The sequence below is a fragment of the Haliea salexigens DSM 19537 genome, from assembly GCF_000423125.1.
In the GTDB taxonomy this organism is placed as follows: Bacteria; Pseudomonadota; Gammaproteobacteria; order Pseudomonadales; family Halieaceae; genus Haliea; species Haliea salexigens.
The window spans coordinates 1-20965 of sequence record NZ_AUHJ01000028.1 but is presented as its reverse complement, the minus strand read 5'-3'; the positions used below and the strand labels follow the sequence as shown (position 1 = coordinate 20965).

General features: G+C 56.9%; 6 protein-coding genes and 3 pseudogenes. 6 read left to right on the top strand and 3 right to left on the bottom strand.

Going from position 1 to position 20965, the window contains the following annotated elements:
* Positions 1–211: 211 nt before the first annotated feature.
* The 4 genes and pseudogenes from G533_RS0117970 to G533_RS22790 form a co-directional block, all read left to right on the top strand.
* Complete coding sequence (locus tag G533_RS0117970; protein WP_027951128.1) at positions 212–11368, top strand: Ig-like domain-containing protein; 11157 nt, start codon at positions 212–214, stop codon at positions 11366–11368.
* Complete coding sequence (locus G533_RS24625; protein WP_144079948.1) at positions 11365–11898, top strand: CDI toxin immunity protein; 534 nt, start codon at positions 11365–11367, stop codon at positions 11896–11898. Before G533_RS0117970 ends, G533_RS24625 begins: the two co-directional genes overlap by 4 nt.
* A gap of 123 nt (positions 11899–12021) precedes the next feature.
* Complete coding sequence (locus G533_RS24620) at positions 12022–12450, top strand: hypothetical protein (RefSeq protein WP_144079947.1); 429 nt, start codon at positions 12022–12024, stop codon at positions 12448–12450.
* A gap of 238 nt (positions 12451–12688) precedes the next feature.
* Positions 12689–13402: pseudogene (locus G533_RS22790) on the top strand (IS256 family transposase); the annotation flags it as partial.
* Here the strand turns inward: G533_RS22790 and G533_RS24615 are convergent.
* Positions 13385–14401, bottom strand: a pseudogene (locus tag G533_RS24615) (IS110 family RNA-guided transposase); the annotation flags it as partial. The pseudogenes G533_RS22790 and G533_RS24615 overlap by 18 nt on opposite strands.
* Before the next feature lie 253 nt (positions 14402–14654).
* On the opposite strand from G533_RS24615, the pseudogene G533_RS0117955 reads away from it, so the two are divergent.
* Positions 14655–14861: pseudogene (locus G533_RS0117955) on the top strand (transposase); the annotation flags it as partial.
* A 36-nt stretch (positions 14862–14897) separates the two neighbouring features.
* Here the strand turns inward: G533_RS0117955 and G533_RS0117950 are convergent.
* Together G533_RS0117950 and G533_RS0117945 are read right to left on the bottom strand one after the other, a co-directional pair.
* The gene (locus G533_RS0117950) at positions 14898–16007 is read right to left on the bottom strand and encodes a tyrosine-type recombinase/integrase (protein ID WP_051230643.1); all 1110 of its coding nucleotides are present in this window, start codon (positions 16005–16007) and stop codon (positions 14898–14900) included.
* A 60-nt stretch (positions 16008–16067) separates the two neighbouring features.
* Positions 16068–19079, bottom strand: a complete 3012-nt coding sequence (locus G533_RS0117945; RefSeq protein WP_027951124.1) for a Tn3 family transposase — start codon at positions 19077–19079, stop codon at positions 16068–16070.
* 166 nt (positions 19080–19245) lie between these two features.
* On the opposite strand from G533_RS0117945, the gene G533_RS22785 reads away from it, so the two are divergent.
* On the top strand, positions 19246–20733 hold the full coding sequence (locus tag G533_RS22785) for a hypothetical protein (protein WP_205622659.1): 1488 nt from the start codon (positions 19246–19248) through the stop codon (positions 20731–20733).
* The last annotated feature ends 232 nt before the right edge of the window (positions 20734–20965 follow it).

Below are 20965 nucleotides of genomic sequence, written 5' to 3'. Positions count from 1 at the left end.
GCCATTGTGATCTCCTGATATCGGGCAATACGATGCCCTAAGTCAGGCAGGCAATCCACTTATAGCGCTGTTCAGATTTCTGGGGCCACCTCTCTACGTCAATCCTGACGATGCTTCCGACACTGTTCTGCACCCGGGTGACTGGGCCCAGGGCGCCCCTGGGGTAACCGGCAGCAACGCCGTTAAGACAGCCCTTAACGCCCTCATCAACGTGCCCATAGACGTACCGGTATGGGATAGCAATCGCGGCAGTGGCAACAACTACGATTACCACGTGGTGCGCTTTGCCACCATCGCCCTGACCAGCTACCGGCTCAACGGCAACGGCTGGCTCAGCTTTACCTACCTGGGCGCAAAGAACTGTTTTAACCAGCCGCCGATGGCGCAGCCACTGAGCTACGAAACCAACGAAGAGCAGCCCCTGGCCGTCACCCTGTCAGGCAGCGACCCTGACGGCGATGCCCTGAGCTACACGCTGCTGTCCCAGCCAGCCCACGGCGTACTCTCAGGCACGGCTCCGGACCTCGTCTACACCCCTGCGGTGGATTACAGCGGCGGCGACAGCTTCACCTATGTCGTTAACGACGGCCTTGTCGATTCCGCGCCCGCGGTGGTGGATATCACCGTATTGCCGATAAACGACGCGCCCGTGGCCTTCAACCAGCAGTTGGAGTTTGCCGAGGATACCAGCGTCCCCCTGACCTTGACCTGGCAGGACGTGGACGGGGACACCGTGACCGCGACAATACTCACACAGCCCCTCAACGGCACGCTGGCAGGCAGCGGCTTCAACTACAGCTACACGCCGGATGCCAACTTCGTGGGTGACGACAGCTTCACCTTCAAGGTGAACGACGGCGAGTTGGACTCCAATGTGGCCACCGTGCTGCTCACGGCCAACCCCGTGAACGATGCCCCCGTTGCCGACGATGGCAGCGCCACTACGCTGGAGGATGAGCCCGTTGTTATTGTGTTGTCGGCCAGCGATGTGGACGGCGACGCGCTCAGCTACAGTATTCTTGCCAACCCCGCCAGCGGTTCACTGCAGTCCCTCGGCGGCAACACGGTTGAATATACCCCCGCGCCGGGCTTCTTCGGCAACGACCTGTTTACCTTTTATGTTAACGACGGCCAGCTCGATTCCAATGTCGCCACGGTGACCATCGAGGTCATTGAGAAGAACAAGCCGCCCGTCATTATTTCCACCGCGGTGGAGCAGGGCTTCGAAGGCACGCCCTACAGCTACCTGGCCGAGGCGGTGGACCCGAACGCTGGCGATGTGCTGGCCTTCGCATTGCAGCGCGCGCCTGCGGGCATGACCATCGACGGCGCCAGCGGCGCGATCGCCTGGCTGCCCCAGGCCAAGTTTGTCGGCGGCCTGCAAAGCGTGAACCGCTACTGCTCGCTCACCAGCTACGATGAGACCTACCGTGCGCTGGACCTGGTGTTCCTGACCGACACCAGCGACGCTGTCACCCTGCCTGCCGCGCTGCTGGATGCCGTGGCCGCCACAATCGAACCCGCCCTGGTGGCGCTGGATATAGGCGCCGGGGCCAACCCCAACCAGTACGGCCTGCTGTCAATTGAAGCCGCTGCAACGGCTGTTAACGTTGGCGGCCAGCAGCTCTATCCGGCGGCGGATGTGCCGCTCGCCAGCGCGCAACTGGCACCCGGGGCGGGGCTTGTGGCCGACGGCCTGGCAGCGCTGCAAGCTGTGCTGGACCAATACCCTCTGCGCGCCCCGGTGGCCAAGCACCTGGTGCTGGGTATTAACGACGTGCCCGCCGCCATCGATAGCGCCGTCATGGCCGCGCTGTCGACTCAACTTCAGACGGAAGACCACAAACTCTCGGTCATTGCCGATGTGTCCTTCCAGTGTGATTCCGGCGAACTGGCCATGGGCGTGGACGCCAACAACAACGGCTACCTGTTGCGTGACGGCCAGGTAGAACAGTGCAGTAACCCGGTGCTGCTGGCTGGCGATGACGCCGTGCTGGCCAGTTATGCGGAACTGGCGCTGGCCTCCGGCGGCAGTGTGTGGGACCTGGCCCAGGCCAGCGCCGACGCCGTGCTGTTCGAGCAGGTGTTCAGCAGCTATCTCGCTGGCGCCGTGGTTGACCGTTTTTCCGTACCCCAGGCCGACCTGTTTATCGATAGCATCACCCTGGACCCGAATGACCCGTTGCAGGCCACTGCCGTGGTACGCAACCGCGGGCTGGGGGCACCCGGGCAGGCCGTGAACCTGGCAATTGCCGGGCGCAGCGGTGATGTCGAATACCCGCTGTTAAGCGCTGTGATTGACAACCTCGGCGCTGCGGAAGCGGAATCTGTCAGCTTCAGCTTGCCATTTGAGCACAACTTCGACGCACTGAGCGCAGCGGTAGATGCGCTGCCTCTGGCGCAGGAGTGCGTGGCGGATAACAACAGCCGCCTAGTGCCCCTGGTAGCGCTGCAGGTGGCCGACCCTGAAGGGCTGACTGACACCCAGGCCTACGCCATCAGCGTGCATGAGCTTAACGAGGCGCCTGAGATTATTTCCGATGCCGGCACCACCGCGCATATAGACCAGGAATACCGCTACCACGTGCGCGCCACCGACCCGGACCTGGGCGACCTGGTGCGCTATAGCCTGCTCACCGCCCCCGACGGCATGTGGGTGCACCCCATCAGCGGCCTGATTCGCTGGACGCCCCAGGCCGCCGATAGCGGTGATGTCACTGTGGACGTGCAGGTAACCGATATCGCTGGCGCCAGTGATACCCAGCTCTTTATCATCGCCGTGGGCGATTTTAATAACCCGCCCGTTATCGTCACCACGCCGCTGTACACGGCGGACCTGGGCCAGCTCTATTATTACGACGTCAACGCCACCGACGCCGATGGCGACACCCTGGCATACAGCCTGTTGGAAGGCCCCGCCGGGGCCAGCATCAACAGCGCCACGGGCGAGATCCAGTGGCCCGCCGACCATGTGGGCGTGGAAAGCTTCAGCGTGCAGGTGAGTGATGGGCGCGGCGGCTTTGACAGCCAGCAGTTTGATGTGACCGTGGTCGATAGTGCATCCAACGCACCACCGCTGGCCTTCCCGGCCAGTTATGAAACCGGGCAAAACCAGGCGGTGGACACGCCCTTGCAGGGGCAGGACCCCAACGGCGACCCGCTGGGCTTTACCATTGTGACGCCGCCGCAGCACGGCACCTTGCTGGGAGAGGGCGCCGCCATACGCTACTTGCCGGACGCCTATTATGCCGGCCCGGACAGTTTTGAGTTCGCGGTTGATGACGGGCGGCTGGGCTCGCTGCCAGCAGTCGTCTCCATTGAGGTGCTGGATCAGAATAATGCGCCCATTATTACCAGTGAGCCGGAGTTGCCCTTCGTGCTGGAGCCCGCCGCCGGTAACGGCGAGCCCGTGGACCTGAACCTGTGGAACTTTATCGACCTGGGCATTGGCAGCCAGGGTAAGGCGAAGTGGACCATCAACACGGACGGCACCCAGGCGGACCAGACCGTCAATGCGCGCGCCTCTGTGTTGCTCAGTGACTTCGACGTGGCGACGGACCAGATGTCCGGTATCTGGCGGGTGCGCACCACCAGTGACGACGATTTCATGGGCTTCGTGTTCGGTTGGCAGAACCAGTACCAGTACTACCTGTTTGACTGGAAGGAGAACACACAGAACAGTGCCCTGCGCGGCATGTCCGTGAAGGTGATCAATCTGGCGCCGGATGGCAGCGAGGGCAAGCCAAACCTCTGGGGGACTTACAACGCCACGGTGGATACGCTCTACCACAATTCCATCCGCTGGTACCCGCATACGGACTATGACTTTACCCTGACCTTCCACCCTGGTGAGTTCACCATTACCGTGAAGCAGGGTGCCACCGTCATTGATTCCTTTACCTTACAGGACGATACCTTCCTGTCCGGGCAATTCGGTTTTTATAACTATTCCCAACACGCCGTGCGTTACCGGGGCTTCACCCGCGAGATTCTCGCCAGCCGCGAGTATGTCTACGACGTTGAGGCCTACGACCCCGATGGCGATGACCTCACCTACGCCCTGGTAAGCGGCCCTGATGGCATGACCCTGGATCCGGAGACCGGGCTGATCAACTGGCAGACCACCTCTGAAGATGCGGGTACCTACGAAGTACTGGTGCAGGTGACAGACCCACACGGCGCATCTGCCATACAGCGATACGACCTAGTGGTGGTGGAACAGGTACCGGTGATTACCACTGACCCGGCTGAAGAAGCGCTGACGGATCAGGCCTACGTCTATGATGTCGCGGCCATTGATCCCAATCCGGACGATGCGCTCAGTTTCTCGCTGACTCAAGCGCCAGCGGGTATGGCCATCGACGCTGACAGTGGTGTCGTCAGTTGGAACCCAACACTCGCAGAGCTGGGCCCGCACGACGTGGTGATACGCGTCACCGATACCGGCGGCTACTTCTCCGAACAAAGCTATGTGCTCACCGTGGTGGAAACCCCCAGCAATGTAGCGCCGGAGTTCACCTCAGCGCCACCAGCGACGGCCAGCGTGGGCGGCTCCTACGCCTACACCCCGACGGCAACGGATGCTGATGGCGATACGGTGTCCTTTTCGCTGATTGACGTGCCCGCCGGCATGCAAATGTTCGATGGCGAGACGATTACCTGGAGGCCCACGGCGGACCAGGTCACCCGTCATGAACTGCTCATTGAGGTGGGTGATGGCCGCGGTGGTGTGGCACTGCAGGCCTTTACTGTTGATGTGACGGGGCCGCAAGTCAACCACGCCCCGCAGATTACGTCACAACCCGGCTCTAGTATCGATGTGGGTGGCGAGTACGAGTACATCGTGCAAGCTACTGACGTGGATGGCGATACCCTCAGCTACGAGCTGGTGGATGGCCCCGTGGGCATGCTCATGGACCACCTGGGCGTGGTGCGCTGGATGCCTATCGAAGTGGGCTACTACCCCGTGAGCGTGCGCGTTACGGACAGCCGCGGCGGCTACACCACCCAGAGCTTCACTCTGGCCGTGTTCAGCACCCTGCTCAATGCCGCGCCGGCTATCAGCTCCACCCCGGTGGCCTCGGCCTACCTAGGTGCCCGTTACGAATACCGCCTGCAGGCCACAGACACGGATGGCGACCCCATTATTTACTCCGTGGTGGAAGGCCCCGCCGGGCTTAGCATCAACCCCAACACCGGCGTGGTGAACTGGGTGCCCGGCGACAGCCAACTGGGCGACCACCCGGTTGCCCTCAAGGCCTACGACGGGCGTGGTGGCAGCACTATTCAGAGCTTCACCCTGGCCGTAGTGGAACAAACCAGCAACCTGCCGCCCCAGATCACCAGCACACCGGCTACGGTGGTGACCCTGGGCGACAGCTACGCCTACCAATTGCTGGCCAGCGACCCTGAGAGCAACGTACTGACCTACAGCCTGGATACCGCCCCCAGCGGCATGACCATGGATGCCAGCGGCGCCGTGAGCTTCGCGCCCGTGGTGGGCCAGGAGGGGCTGCACACAGTGGTGTTGTCAGTCAGCGATGGCATTGGCGGCACCGCCACCCAGACCTACACCCTGGCAGTGGATGACGGCACTGGCTACACCGGCAATCTGGCGCCGGTGATTAGTAGTGACCCTGATAACCAGGCAACTGCCGGCTCGCCCTACAGCTACCAGGTGATGGCAACGGACCCGGAAGGCAGTGCCCTGACGTATCAGTTGGCGGCTGCGCCCGCCGGCATGGGCATCAGCGCCACGGGCCTGATCAACTGGACCCCGCTGAACGCCGATGTGGGTATCCACAGCGTGTTGGTGGAAGTGGCCGATGCCGATGGCGCGGCCACCCAGCAGCACTACACCCTGTCGGTGTTCGGCACTGCTGGTAACCAGGCGCCGCAGATTGTGAACCTGCCGTCTACCTCCGCCAAGGAAGGGCTTAGCTACCAGTTCCAGATTGAGGCCACCGACGCCGATGGCGACGTCCTTAGCTACAGCCTGACCCAGGGCGGGGCGGGGGCGACTGTATCCGCCACCGGCCTGCTCACCTGGACCCCGGCCACCACCGGCCCGCAGCCCACCACCGTGCGTGTCAGCGACGGCATCGTGTGGGTGGAACTGGGCTGGACCATTGAAGTGGTGCCCGCCAGTACCCAGATGGAGGCAGTGATTGTTGTCACCCCGGAAGTGGCCGACGCCGGTGAGAGCATCCACATTCAGGTAGTGGCCAGCGGCAGTGCTGGCGACACCACCACCAGCATTACCGTGGATGGCGTAGACGTGCCCCTGGCCAGCGACAACAGCGCCACCATCACCGAGTCCGTGATCGGCCCCCACGACATCGTCGCCCGGGTCTCAGATGCCTACGACACCATCGTGGAACGCAAAACCTTCTACATCCGCGATCCCAATGACCTTAGCGTCCCCCTGGCCGTGATCGAGAACGTGGAGGACGCCCAGGAAGTGTCCGCCCCCGTGGACATCGTCGCCACCATCAGCGACGACAACCTGTCCACCTGGAGCCTGAAGCTGTACAGCCTGGCTGGGGAAGCCGCGCCTCTGGAGATCGCCACCGGCACCACGGCCGTCAACAGCGCCGTGATCGCCCAGCTGGACCCCACCCTGCTGGACAACGGCCTCTACCGCCTGCAGCTGGAAGCCCTGGACGACAGCCGCAACACCGGCGTGGACGCCCGCACCGTGCGCCTCACCGGCGATATGAAGGTGGGCAACTTCTCCTTCACTGTCACCGACCTGGAGATCCCGGTATCGGGCATCCCCATCCGCGTGAACCGCACCTACGACAGCCGCCGCCGGCACCAGGCCCAGGACTTCGGCTACGGCTGGAGCCTGGATTACCAGAACGTGAAGATTGAGGAGAGCCGCCCGGCGGGCCGGGGCTGGGCCCTGAACGACTACACCTACGGGCCGCTGGGAGCGCTGGTCGATTTTTGCATCCAACCCCTGGGCAAGCCCCTGGTGACCGTCACCCTGCCCACCGGCGCGGTGGAAACCTTCGAGGTACACGTTTCGCCGGAGTGCAATCAGTTCCTACCCCTCACAGACGTGGAGCTCGATTTTGTGCCCATAGACGGCACCACCAGCACCCTGGAGCAGACCGACTACGGCCTGCTGCGCTTCAATGCCGACAAACTGGTGCAGATTGCCGGCGACCAGGAGCCCGACCCCACCCACTACCTGCTTACCACCAAGGACGGCTACGTGTACGAGTTGGACCAGGAGATAGGCCTGCGCACCATCACCGACCCCAACGGCAACACCCTGACCTACACCGACAACGGCATCTTCCACTCCGACGGTAAGAGTGTGCTGTTCGAGCGGGACGGCAACGGCCAGGTCACCGCCCTGATCGACCCGGCAGGAGAACGCTACGAGTACACCCGTGATGGCAACGGCGACCTCACCATTGCCGCGGACCCCCTGGGCGCGGAGAGCACCTACACCTACAACAGCGAACACGGCCTGCTGGAGATGTACGACGCCCTGGGCCGCAAGCTTATCAAGAACATCTACGACGATGATGGCCGCCTGATCGCCCAGGAAGACGGTGACGGCAACCGCACCGACTACGACCACGATATCGCCGGGCGCCAGTCCATCGTGACCAACCGCCGGGGCTACAGCACCCAGCTGTTTTATAACGAGGAGGGTTATGTCACCGACGAGGTGGATGCGCTGGGCAATATCACCAGCTACACCTACGATGCGGACGGCAACCTCACCAGCCGTACCAATGCCCTTGGTGATACCACCTCAGCCACCTTCAATGACCGCCGGGACCAACTGAACCAGACGGATGAACTGGGCAACACGGTGAGCTTCACCTATAACCTGCGAGGTCAGGAACTGACGGCCACCGATGCCCGGGGCAACCTCTACACCCAGGACTACGATCGGGTCGGCAATCTGCTGACGGTGGAAGGCCCCCTGGATAACGTGTCTGGCAATGTCATTGACGTCAAGGGGCACGTGATCAGAAGCCTGGATGCCGAAAGCAATGTGACCTCCTTCAGCTACGACGACGAGGGCAACAAACTCACCGAGAAAGACCCGGAGGGCCACACCACCCGCTATACCTACGACGATAACGGCAATGTGCTTACCGAGAGCCGGGTCAGGGACGGCGTGACCGAGGTCACCACCTACACGTACGATACCCGCGACCGCCTGATCGAAACCGAGGACGCGACCGGCAACATCACCACCACCGAGTACGACCTGGCGGGCAACGAGGTGGCGATGGTGGATGCTCAGGGCCGGCGTACCGAGTATGCGTACGATGCCTACACGCGCCTGACCCTCACCACCTACCCGGATGGCACCACCGCGAGCAACACCTACGACGTGCAGGGCAACCTGGTCACGGAGACGGACCGTCTCGGCCGCACCACCCAGCACAGCTACGACCCGCTGGACCGTTTGGTACAGACCACCTGGCCCGATGGCACCAGCAGCCACACGGAGTACGATGTGGTGGGCCGCGTCACCGCAGAAATCGACGAGAATGGTAATCGCACCGAGTACGAGTACGACGCCGCGGGCCGACGCACGGCCACCATCGACGCCCAGGGCAATACCCACAGCTTTGAGTACGACGCCGATGGCAACCTCACCGCCGAGGTGGATGCCCTGGCGCGCCGTACCGAGTATGTGTACAACGCCCTGGACCAGCGCGTCGAGACCCTGTTCCACGATGGCAGTACCACCGTGGAAAGCTACGACGCCCTGGGCCGCCGCACCTCCATGACGGACCAGTCCGGCATCGTCACTGACTATGCCTACGATGGCCTGGGCCGCCTGATCACGGTGACCGATGCCCTGGATGGAGTGACCGCCTTCACCTACGACAGTGTGGGTAACAAACTTACCCAGGCCGATGCGGAAAACCGGACCACCCACTGGGCCTATGACGCCCTGGGCCGCCCCAGCGCCAGAACCTTGCCGATGGGCCAACTGGAGAGCTTCAGCTACGACGGTGTGGGTAACCCCACCCAGCGGGTGGATTTCAACGGCCAGGTCACTGCCTCCAGCTACGACCTCAACGACCGCCTGACCCAGCGCAGCTTCGACGACGGCAGCAGCGAGGACTACAGCTACGACGCCGTGGGTAACCTGGTTCAGGTGATCCAGACTGCGGCAGATGCCAGTACCCGCACCACCAGCTATGCCTATGACAGCCGTGACCGCCTGATAAGCCACACCCAGGCCAATGGCGCCGTGCTGGCCTACGGCTACGACGCGGCGGGTAACCGCACCAGCCTGACGGTGACTTCACCGACGGGAACCGTTACCACCACCAGCTATGGCTTCGACAGCCTGAACCGGCTGGCCAGCGTAACGGATGACAACGGCCTTACCAGCTACGGCTACGACGCCGTGGGCAACCTGACCAGCGTCAGCCACCCCAATGGCAGCAGCCAGGTGTACAGCTACGACAGCCTCAATCGCCTGACGCGGCTATCCACCTATGACGGTGGCGGGGCGTTGATCGAGCAGTACGACTACAGCCTGAATGCCAGCGGGCGCAGGACACAGATTGATGAGCTGGACGGGCGTTCTACCAGCTACAGCTACGATGATCTGTATCGGCTGACGGCTGAAAACGTCACCGACGCAGTCAACGGCGACTACAACGCCAGTTATCAGTATGACGCGGTGGGTAACCGTACCCAGAGCGTGATTGATGGGGTGACTACGGCTTATAGCTATGATGCCAATGATCGGCTGACGCAACAGGGGGGGAGTACGTATACCTATGATGCCAATGGCAACACCCTGACTGAGACGCTGGATGGGGATGTGACCAGCTACACCTACAATGCCAAGGACCGGTTGGTGGCAGTGGAGCAGGGGGGCGATACCACGTCCTTTGCTTACGATCACAATGGCATCCGGAACGCCAGAACTGAGTTCGGGGTGACGACGGATCTGGTTATCGATGTCAATCGGGACTATGCGCAGGTTGTTGAGGAAGTCACCGCGGGCAGCATAGACGCCAGCTACAGCTATGGGCATGACCTGTTGAGCCAGGAGCGCGGTGGGGCCGACAGTTACTATCACTATGATGGGCTGGGGTCTACGCGGCTGCTGACGGACGAGCTCGGTGGGGTGACCGACGAATATGATTACGAGGTATTCGGCGGTGTGCTCAACCAGAGCGGGGTGACGGAGAATACCTATCTGTTCACTGGCGAGAGCTATGACGCCACACTGGATCAGTATTACCTGCGGGCGCGTTATTACGATCAGGGGATTGGTCGGTTTACCCAGCAGGATACCTGGATGGGGAACAACAGCGATCCGGTTACTTTGCATAAGTATCTTTATGCGAATGCTGATCCGGCGTTGAACATTGATCCCAGCGGGCATTTCTCTCTTGGGTCTATTGGTGCAGCGAATAGTATTCGGGCAAATCTGACGGTTCAGCAGATAAATGCTGGGTTGAGTATTTTGGATATTGCGCTGAATGGGCCGGAGGCGGAGACGTTGAACCCGAATCCGTGGGCGGTCGGTCTCGCAGCTATGGGTGGCCCCGCTGCCTATAAATTACTTAAGATGTTGTCCGGCAAGTTTAGAAAGATGCTTGTGCGGGGTGATGGGCCAGGCTGTAATAGCTTTGCAGCAGATACATTGGTGCACACCGAAGAAGGCTTGAAGCCCATTTCAGATATCGAGATTGGAGACAAGGTCTGGGCGTTTGATGAAGAGATAGGCGAGAAAAGACTACAGGAAGTAGTACACCTGATCCAGGGCGAAGGGCTCAAAGATCTGGTAGATATCGAGTTGGCAAACGGCGATGTCATAACAGCGACAGCAGGCCACCCCTTCTATGTGAGTGGCCAGTGGTTAGATGCGGGTGACCTATCAACGGGGCATAGTTTGCTCGGATCAGATGGAGAACCGCTAGGTGTTCATCGGATTGTCAATTACAGCCAGGAAGCGGAAGTCTTTAATCTCACAATTAATCATGATCATACCTACTTTGTGGGAGATCAGGGGGCTCTAGCTCACAATATAGGCGGCTGTAAACTCCGGGAAACAGTGCTTAATACTGGATCATACGAAGCCGCGAGAAACAAGGCGCTACTACTGCTTGGTAGAATTGATCCAACTACTAGGGTAAACATTGTTGGAAGGCTCCCAGCAAGTAGAGCGAATGGAAAGATTGTTGGTTTCGAAACCAAGGTCGATGGAATTTGGAAACAGTATAGAATTGACTATGATCCCAACAAGGGAACACATATCAATGTGAGAGTTGGTAAAGGAGAGGCGATGATGGTAAATAAGGCTATCAAATTCCCGGGCGGTGAAGACGAGTTTATGAAGTTGATCAGAGTACTGAATCGATGACTATCGAAGACTCAAAAAGAGAGCTGCTTGAGAAAAGAAGGACTGAAGCCAAGTGTGCTTCTGAGAAACGACACCGAATAAATTTGATCGAAGATACCCTAACTGTACTCGCCGATAGGAGCATTGATTACCAACTTCTTTGGGATAGATCCGCCGAGGAATGGCTAGAATCTGAACTGCCATTCATGGTTTCTGGTGCGATAGACTGGAGACGTGTTGAAAATAAGCGCCTAATCAATGGCAAAGTTGATAGGTGTAACCTAAGCAAAAATCTGAGCCTGCTTGCATCAGAAGCGAATCTCGAAATGGCAGACGATATCACCATTCTATGGAGTAACGCCAATCGTCCCCCTATATCTATGACCTTGGAGAGCTTTTTGGATAATGCTATCGCTATTATGGATGAAGACTTTGATACTTGGGTGATATCACCACCAGGAAACTGGTGTATTGAATACCACCATTCGGGTTCATTGGGCTTGGCCATATTAACTAGTTCGAAGAGTTCACAGAGGACACGCAATGCGTGAAGGGACCTAGTGTTCTGTTCGATTAATTCATTGAATTATTTTTACGAGTGGTGTGTATATCAAAGGTCGAATTGACGCAAATGGAAGGGTAGTACAGGCTTATCCTGTACTTGATAGGTAGATATGAAAGACGAATCTCTCCAAGACATAGCATCGGCAATCGAAGACTACTTTGATTTGCTCGAAAGAGAATTTGTATGGACAGAGGAAGGTCATATAAAAGTTCATCTCTCAAAAGGAACAGGAATCACATCTAGAGAGATCTATGAACGCGAATTTCCAATCGTTTTCCCTAATTCGGAAAGCATTCCAGAACTCAACAGTATAGGCTATGGAGAGTTTACCGATCTTATTGAGAATATTGGGAAGGAGGCTTCAGATAGTTTGATTGTTCCTAGTAAATTAGCAGAACAAGTTCGAAGGTTTTTTGATGTGGTTTCAAACTCGTGTGATGCTCGTTATGAAAGTACAGACGACTATGCGTCGTATGATTTTTGTTTTTCCGATTCGTCTTCTGTCCTCCTGTGTATGATATATGTTCAGTATGATTAAACACAAAGTACACGAGGGACAGGCCCTGGTTTCAGTAAAGCTTTCTTTGGAAGAACCGTTCTGAAGGGATTAGAATAAGTTGAATTCGCTGTTTTCAAATTGGCTCCACAGCAAATCACCACTGTCTGGCAATGCTGTAGTCAGCAGACGGTCGAGACAATCGGGATCAGTGAGACTGTAACTAAATCTGTGTAACTGCCTATTATTAACCCACGCGATGGGTGAGGATAGGCAGACTATGAAGAAGAAAGAGTTGGAAGCGATTGCCCAGGCAGCCGCCAAAAATATCAAGACTGAGGCGGATCTCAATGAGTTCCGCCAGATGCTGACCAAGATCACAGTCGAAACGGCGCTGAATGCGGAGCTGGACGATCATCTTGGCTTCGATCGACACGAGCAGTCCGACACTGACAACAGCCGCAACGGCTACACCAGCAAGACCCTGCAAACTGAAGAGGGTCAGTTTGAGTTAGATACTCCCCTCGACAGGGCCGGCAGCTTCGAGCCCAAGCTGGTCAAAAAGCACCAGCGCCGATTCACCTCGATGGATGACAAAATCCTGTTCCTGTACGCACAGGGCATGACTACCCGGGAGATTGTCACCACGTTCAAGGAAATGTACGACGCCGACATATCGGCAGCCCTGATTTCGAAAGTCACCGATGCGGTTATCGAGCAGGTCGTCGAGTGGCAGTCGCGACCCCTGGATGCCATTTACCCCATCGTGTATCTGGACTGCATCGTCGTCAAAGTCCGGCAGGACAGGAAGGTCATCAACAAGTCCGTTTATCTGGCCCTGGGCGTCAACATGGAAGGCCACAAGGAATTGCTGGGACTGTGGCTGTCCGAGAATGAAGGCGCCAAGTTCTGGCTGAACGTACTCACAGAGCTCCAGAATCGCGGTGTGAGGGATATCCTGATCGCCTGTGTCGATGGCCTTAAGGGCTTCCCGGGCCCATAAGTAGTCTTCCTGTTTGGTAAGTATATGCCAGGCAATAACGGCTAGTTTTCTGGCCGTTGCGACAGCGGCAATCTGTGCTCCGCGTTTCCCACGTATGCGACAAAAGAATGCTCGTAGAGGTCCCGGTGTTTTTGCAGCAGACCATGCTGCCTCTACCAACATTCCACGCGCATGAGAACGCCCCCGCTTGGTGATATGTCCGTGATGAGCTGGCGTAAGACCGCTTTGCCGAACGCTGGGATTGAGACCGAAGTAGCTGACTAGCTTCTCCGGCCTTGCGAAACGGCTCACATCTCCTATCGCTGCCACCAGTGACACCGCAACAACCGTATTGACGCCGGATATCGACATGAGGCGCTGCACATCCAGGTTGCGCAGGGCAAACGTCGCCAGCTCTGTATCCAACACTTTGATGTCTTCATTCAGGTGATCGAGATTGCGCAGATATCGTTGGATCGACGCCCTTTCATCAAAAGGCAAAGGCTGTTCCTGTAACCAGGTTCTTCCCTTATGCCCAAACATGTCCGACGCTGGACACTGCGGAATCAGGTTGGCATGAAGGATCGAGTGGATCGTGTTTTTAATACGGGTGCGGTGACGCACCAATCGTTGTCGATTTGCCACAGTTCGTCGTAGCGATTCAGTAGCAGCGTCGGGGACCCAGACTTCCGGTAAAAATCCACTGGCATGAAGCTGCGCCAGTACAGCCGCGTCAATCTTGTCAGTCTTCACTTTGGCATGAGCGATAGCGCGCACTTGAAGTGGGTTGGCGATGACAACTCTATGGACCCGTGGCTTTAGTATATGTACGACAGCCATTGTATTGCCCGTGGCCTCCAGAACCACGTCGTCCTCGGCGGTGAGGGTGTCGGCGAATTTGATAAGATGGTTGCGGTCAAGCAGCACACGGCCCAAACTGGTGACCTGGCCATCCTCCAGTACCATGACTTCGGCGAAAGTCCGGTGAATATCCAAACCAAAAATACGCATATCAGCAATCCTCCCGGTAGATAATTGATACGGGAGCAAGTGGGTCACACGACAACTACGGATTCGCGCTCGCAGCGCATCCGGGCAGGTCGTAGGGGCGGCCAACTACTAACACGAGCTCGCGGCTCATCGTGTAGACCGGCCTGCCCACTAGGTTCCGTGCTCCCGGTGCCCCTATCCCGGATGGTCTCACCATACGCCAATGGAAGAAATTTGGCTCGGGTAGCGGGCACCGGGGTATATCATGCCGGATACGAACGCCATCGAGTCCCTCAACAGCGTCATTCGCAAGGCTGTCAAAAAACGGAAGCTGTTCCCCACGGGCGATTCCGCGATGAAGGTGATCTACCTGGCGATTCGGGAGGCGTCGAAAAAATGGACCATGCCGATCCGCAACTGGAAGCTGGCCCTGAATAGATTTATGATCGAGTTCGAAGACCGCTTGGCGGACTACATTTAACCCTGGCAGTTACACAGAATTATTTACAGGGTCGGATCAGTACTTGAGTCGCTGCCACTCGTCATGCCATCGATGATCGTCGGCGTGTTGATAGATTGACGTTGTCTCGATCTTGTCATGTCTGGCAGAGGCCTGAATGTACTTAAGTCCGATTCCTGAATCATCACCGTGTGTGACCGACGTGTGCCTGAACCAATGGGTGGACGCTTTCCGGAGTTTCCTGGCGCAGACGGGGACTTCTTGCTCGACGCTATCCGCGGCACCCTGTACGGTTTTCTTCACTAGTCGATACACCATGTTGTCGGAAACCCCCTTCGTACCCTTGATGCTGCGTAGAACCGGGGAGGTGTCGTTCTCAGGGGGGAGATCCTCCAAACCGAGGAAATGCCGATAGCGCATCAGTGCGTCTAGCATTTCATCGCTCACGGGTACTTTCGCATGCTTCTGTCCCTTGCCTTCAACAAACCACCACCAGCGCCCGCGATACTCTCTGAAGCTGTTCATCGCGTGGCTGGCTACCTCAGACACTCGGGGCGCGAGGAGATAAAGGAAATGGAACAGGAAGCGGATACGTTCGTAGTCTTCCTTCTCACGCAGAGTGTCCTGGGGGAGGGCGGCAATGTAGGCTTTCAGGTGATCCCAGGTTTCCTGGTCAAGGAAGCGCTCCTGTACTGGGGCTTCCCCAGCTTGGGGTCTCAGCTTCTTGTTTCTTCTCCGAATCAACGACAGCGGATTGCCGCGGATATAGCCGGCGTCCACCAGATACGACATCAGCGCATTGATGACAATGAGCGAGGTGCGCTGGCTGGCTTCACTCAATGGCCCCTGGAAAGGCTTCCAAGCAGGAGAGTGGCGGGGCGCTCGAGGCCCACACCAGTAGTCTGCCGGCATAGGGTTCGATAGAAACAGTTGGTAGTCCTGAAAGTCTTCTCGCAGCAATCCTGAGATTGGTTTGCGCTGCTGCTTGATCGCCCAGAGGAGCAGGCGTTCTGCTTCGGAGCAGTACTTACGCCGCGTATTGGGCGAATCGTCAAATTCCCCCAACCAGCATTGAATCGCTTTCCAATCGTTATTGGCCTGAATCTGACAATACGTCTGGGGCAGGCGGTTGCTGCCCCGGCTGCCATCAAGGGGTACTAGGGACATCCCCGCCGCAAATAACACTTCGCCCTGAAACCCAGGCCTGGCAATGCTTTCAAGAGTACCCTACTTTTCCGGTTTCCCAGATTCACCGGTCAGCGGGCTTAAAATCTCCGCCATATTGATCACGTTTTGCTCAAACGTGAAGCTGTAGGTGCCATTGAGGTTCACATTCAGCCAGGCCACAGGGGATACCTTTTTCACCAGTTCCAGATTTTTCTGGTCCCCGGTGGCCCGGTAGTAAGCAAGCAAATTGCTTAGTATGAGTGAGTTGAAGTAGATAATCGCGTTCGTCAGCAGTCGGGCGCACTCATTCCAGATGTCGATTTCCTGGTCCGAGGAGCCGCGGAACCGGTTGCCGTTGACCGAGGCCACCGCTCTTCGTAACTGGTGATAGGCCTCTCCCCGGTTCAGTGCCCGTTGTACATAGTTGCGCAGGGCTGCATCGTCAATGTAGTTTAGCAGGTAACTGGCTTTAACCAGCCGGTCATACTCCGTCAGAGCCTGCACCAGCGGGTGCGTATTGCTGTACGTGGATAGTTTTCGGATCAGCGCAGCCTGGGATGTCGTCTTGCGCTGAAGCGAGATAACAATGCGCTGGATGGTCTCCCATTCCTGCACAATGGCGTCCGCGCGGATCGGCTTTTTCAGGGACAATACGGGCTTATCGTCGCCACTGACGTTGACCGTGAACATATCCTCAATAACTCGCCCGAACTGGGCGTAGCGCGGCGCAAAGGTATAGTCAAAGAGATCGAGTAGTGCAAAGTTCACGTGGTTCACGCCGTGCGTATCCGTGGACAAAACATCCGGCTTGATCTCCGATGTATTGTTGAACAGCAGGTCGAAGATGTAGTGGGACTCGTGTTCGTTGGCGCCGATAACCCGGGCGTTCACCGGCACATGATTGGCGACCAGGGTGACGGCAGAAACGCCCTTGTTGGTGCCGAAATACTTGGACGAGTAACGCGTTTTGAACGTATGCAGCCGAGACTCAAATTTCTGCCCATCGGCGCTGGCATGCAGGACACCTTCCTGGATATTGTAATGCTGGAAGATCTCCAGTTTGGCAATGGCATTACTAATGGCATCGTTGGCCTGGTTCAGTGTTTCCATGCGCAGATAGTTGGCCTGCGTCGAGCGCAATTCTTCATAGGAACGATCTGATATATGCGCCATGCGGTAAAGGCCGTAGTTGGTGCCGTTGGCAATGATGGCAGCAATCAGGTTGTTGGCGTTCACCTCCTGCTTGGATTGCACTTGCCTGACGTGATCAAAGGCACCAAGAAACCCGGTCTCTTGGTCTACAAATCGCATGAGGTCGGCAATGTTGACCTGATTCAGCTGTTCGAAGAACGGGTTGTTGAGTAGGCTCTTAGCTCCCGATGACGGGAGTCGCCACTGGGTTTTCCCGGAACGGGAGCGCAGTACGACGTTTCGGTTGTCGCCTTTCTGGATGCGGTCCCCCACCTGCTCCAGTGTCGTGGTCAACTCCTTCTGCATCGAATGCATCAGTTGTTTCGGGGCTGTGTTAATCCGGTTCAGCAACGAGCTTTTGATCAGCTTCCGTCTCTGTTTCCAGATGTCGTCATCGACCAGATCATCCCCCAAACTGCAGTGTTTAGGCGATTGCGGGATGAACAGGTGCCCGTCGAGTTTGCCTTGAACCAGTAGATAGAGCAGCACTTCAAAGCGAGCAGGATTGATGGCGCCGCCGGTGGCGACAAAGGGCAGGTGTCTCGGCCTGATCAATCGCCGGTCGATTTCCCTGATACTGCCGCAGGAATCAAGGTCGAATTGGCTCCGTTCGATCTGTGCGCCCAGGGCGTGAGTCGTTGTCGATGACTGGAACTTGAGGGACAGGAATATCGGCCGTAGGATCTGCTCGATCAGTTCCACCTGCTGGTCATAGTATTCCCATATGTAGAACGCCTGCGATTGTTTCTGGTCGGTAAGGTACCGACACAGCGACTCGATCTGCTTCGGGCGCATGACGCCGGCCGCTCGCTGGCGTATCTCGCAAAAGGGCACAGATCCGTCAATGGAATCGTCAATAAACAAACGTAACAGCGTGGCGCCCTTGCCGACATTCGCGACGGCCTCTTTCCACTCCTGGTAAGCAGTATCGTCAGCGTACTGTTTAGCCTCCTGCTGAAGCTTGCGGCAGTGGTGGATAAAAGCGTCTGCCAGGTGCTCGGTCACCTTTCGATGTTTGAGGTGAAGATAACAGATCAGGTACAGGGACCGAGTCATTCTGTCGAAACGACGAAGCTTGGTCGGGGTGTAATAGTCGACCATGGAACTAAAGTGTTCCAGATTGCTGAGTGATAGCCCCAATTGCTGAATAACCGCATCGATATCATCGATCAGCGGCTCGATCTGCTGGTGTATTCTGAGTTCCTTTTCCAGTTCTGATAGGGAGAAGTTCCTGGCCGATTGCCGAACACTATTCAGTGTCGTTGCTGTATCGTCATCCAGGATTGCGTCCACGCTCTCACTCAGTGACGGGCTCATCGAGTGTGACAAGATATCCGCCAGGCGCTGGCGCTCACTGGCAATTGCTTTGCTGACCACCCGCTGTAGCACGGTATATTTCGGGATGGCAATACGGTGCTTGGCCAAAAAGTCGGTGGATTCATCGAATAGGAATCGGGACTCGATAGAGGCTGCCGCCGCCACTCCAGCGCGCTTGCTTAAAGCCGCTTCGCTGTCTTCATCAAAAGATTGGTAGTCTAATAGCTGAAATATGCGGCGGTAGATTCGCACTCTTTGCATGGGCGACAAGTTCTTGCGCCCGAGTTTCAAGTCGGGGAAGAACTCGCCTGCAATGAACAGCAGGTCATCCCGCACATCGCTATAACGTATGTTCAGGACAACGGGCTTGACCTTGAAGTAGCCCAGCAACAGGATGAAGTAGACCCTGTTGTAGCGGTCACGGATTGAGCGAAGGGCATCGAGTTCGGGATCATTCAGGGAGAAATAGTGTCGCTTTTGCTCGAAGGCAAGCTTCGGTGCGCCATATAGATCTTGAACCTCAGAATCCAGGAGGATGGCGCGGCGTTTGCTTTTCAGGCTCATTCGGGAATCCAAACGCCCGATCTTAGCCTAATCGGCTAAAAATCAGCCAATTCAGGAGAAAGCCAGAAAGTAAGGCACTCCCCAAAGCCTTGCCAGGCGTGGGTTTCAGGGCGAAGTGTTATTTGCGACGGGGATGTCCCTAGTACCCCAAAACGAAATTTATGAGTTGGCCCAGGACGAAACCAGCCGCCTACAGTTACTAGATCGCTTCCTGCCTGAGGACAGTGATTTTGCTGGGCGCAGTTCCGAGCTGCACAAGCACTTGCAGCATAACCAGCAAAAGCTTGCCAAGGCGCTCAGTGATTACGACGATCTTAAAGCTGAAGTGGAGCGTCTGCCGAAGCTGGAGGAGCAGGTTCAAGGCTTCCAAAACCTCGGCATCCAGGAGAAACTTGCAAAAACATCACTACTGGCACGTGAGCGTCAAATTGCTCAGCGTAGCAATGAAGAAGTGCAACACCTGCGCGATGGACTGACCGCGCTGAACGACAACCTCCCGGACCTTACCTTCCTCAGTGATAAAGCATTGGACGGACTGCCAGATGCCGACCAATTAAGACCCATCCGAGTGATCCTGGATCGGCTCCAGCAAAGCTTTACCAAACATCTTAGAGCGATGGAGGAAGAGCTAGCGGAAGGTGACCAGCAGATTAGAACCCAGCTTGCTTTGTGGCAGCAGGCCTTGCAGCGCAACGAACTGGAGTTGGAGAAGGCTTTACGTAGCTTGCCCGCCATGGCGGGGAAGAGCGGCCAAGAGGTCGGTACAGCTTACCAACGTTTGATGCAGGAGATTGAACGGATCAAACCCATGAAGTCGCGACTTTCGAATTTTGAGAGTCTTCGGGACAATTTGCGACAGGAGCGTCGTAACCTGCTTGCGGGATTATCTGACCTGCGAAATCAAAGGACCCAGGCACTGCAAAAGGCTGCCAAAAAGCTCAATAAACGCCTTGAAGGGAAGCTCAAGGTCGATATTGTTCCTGAGGCGGACCGCACGCCGCTAAAGCGATTTCTTATGGACTGTCGCCTGGAAGGCATAGGTGAAAAACGGCTGGCCTGGATTGATGAGCAGGAGATCCTGAACCCGCTTTCCTTGGCGCAAGACATCCAGAAAGGCGCAGCGACACTACAAGTGGATTGGGGCTTTACCCCCACAATGGCGGAAGCGCTTGCGAAGCTTCAACCATCTCAAATTATGGCCTTGGAGGCCCTTGAGTTAGATCATCGAGTTGATATTTTCCTGAATGTCGCGCACGGCAAGGTGGAGCCCGTGTTCAGAGCTCTGAATAGACTTTCTACTGGTCAACAGTGTACGGCTATCCTCCACATGTTGCTGCTGGAGAATGCTGACCCATTGATCATGGACCAGCCTGAGGACAACCTGGATAACGCATTTATTGCTGACCGAATTGTTACCGAGCTGCGAGACGCGAAAACTAGTCGTCAGTTTCTGTTCGCGACCCACAACGCCAATATCCCTGTGTTCGGTGATGCGGAGTGGATTGGTGTCTTTACCGCCTCAGAGAACCAAGGCTCTCTTGGTTTCGAGGCGCAAGGTTCAATTGATGTTCCAGTAATTCGTGATCAAGTTGCAAGCATCTTGGAAGGTGGGCGAGATGCGTTTATCCAGCGAAAGGAAAAATACGAATTTTAGAGTCTATCCAGGCCGGCATTTGCCGGTAGCACCTTGCTCGCGAGGTCCTTCTGCGAGCACAACCACTTGACCGAAAACCAGGGTTAGTAGACACTATCTAAACCTCCATTATTTCCTTTTAAATCAATATGGTATGGCGCATAATGTGCATTATGTTAAATAAGGTATCGACCATTGACTTGGCCCAATATGGGGCATATTGGCCGACCTGCCAAAAGTGGCAATTTTTTCC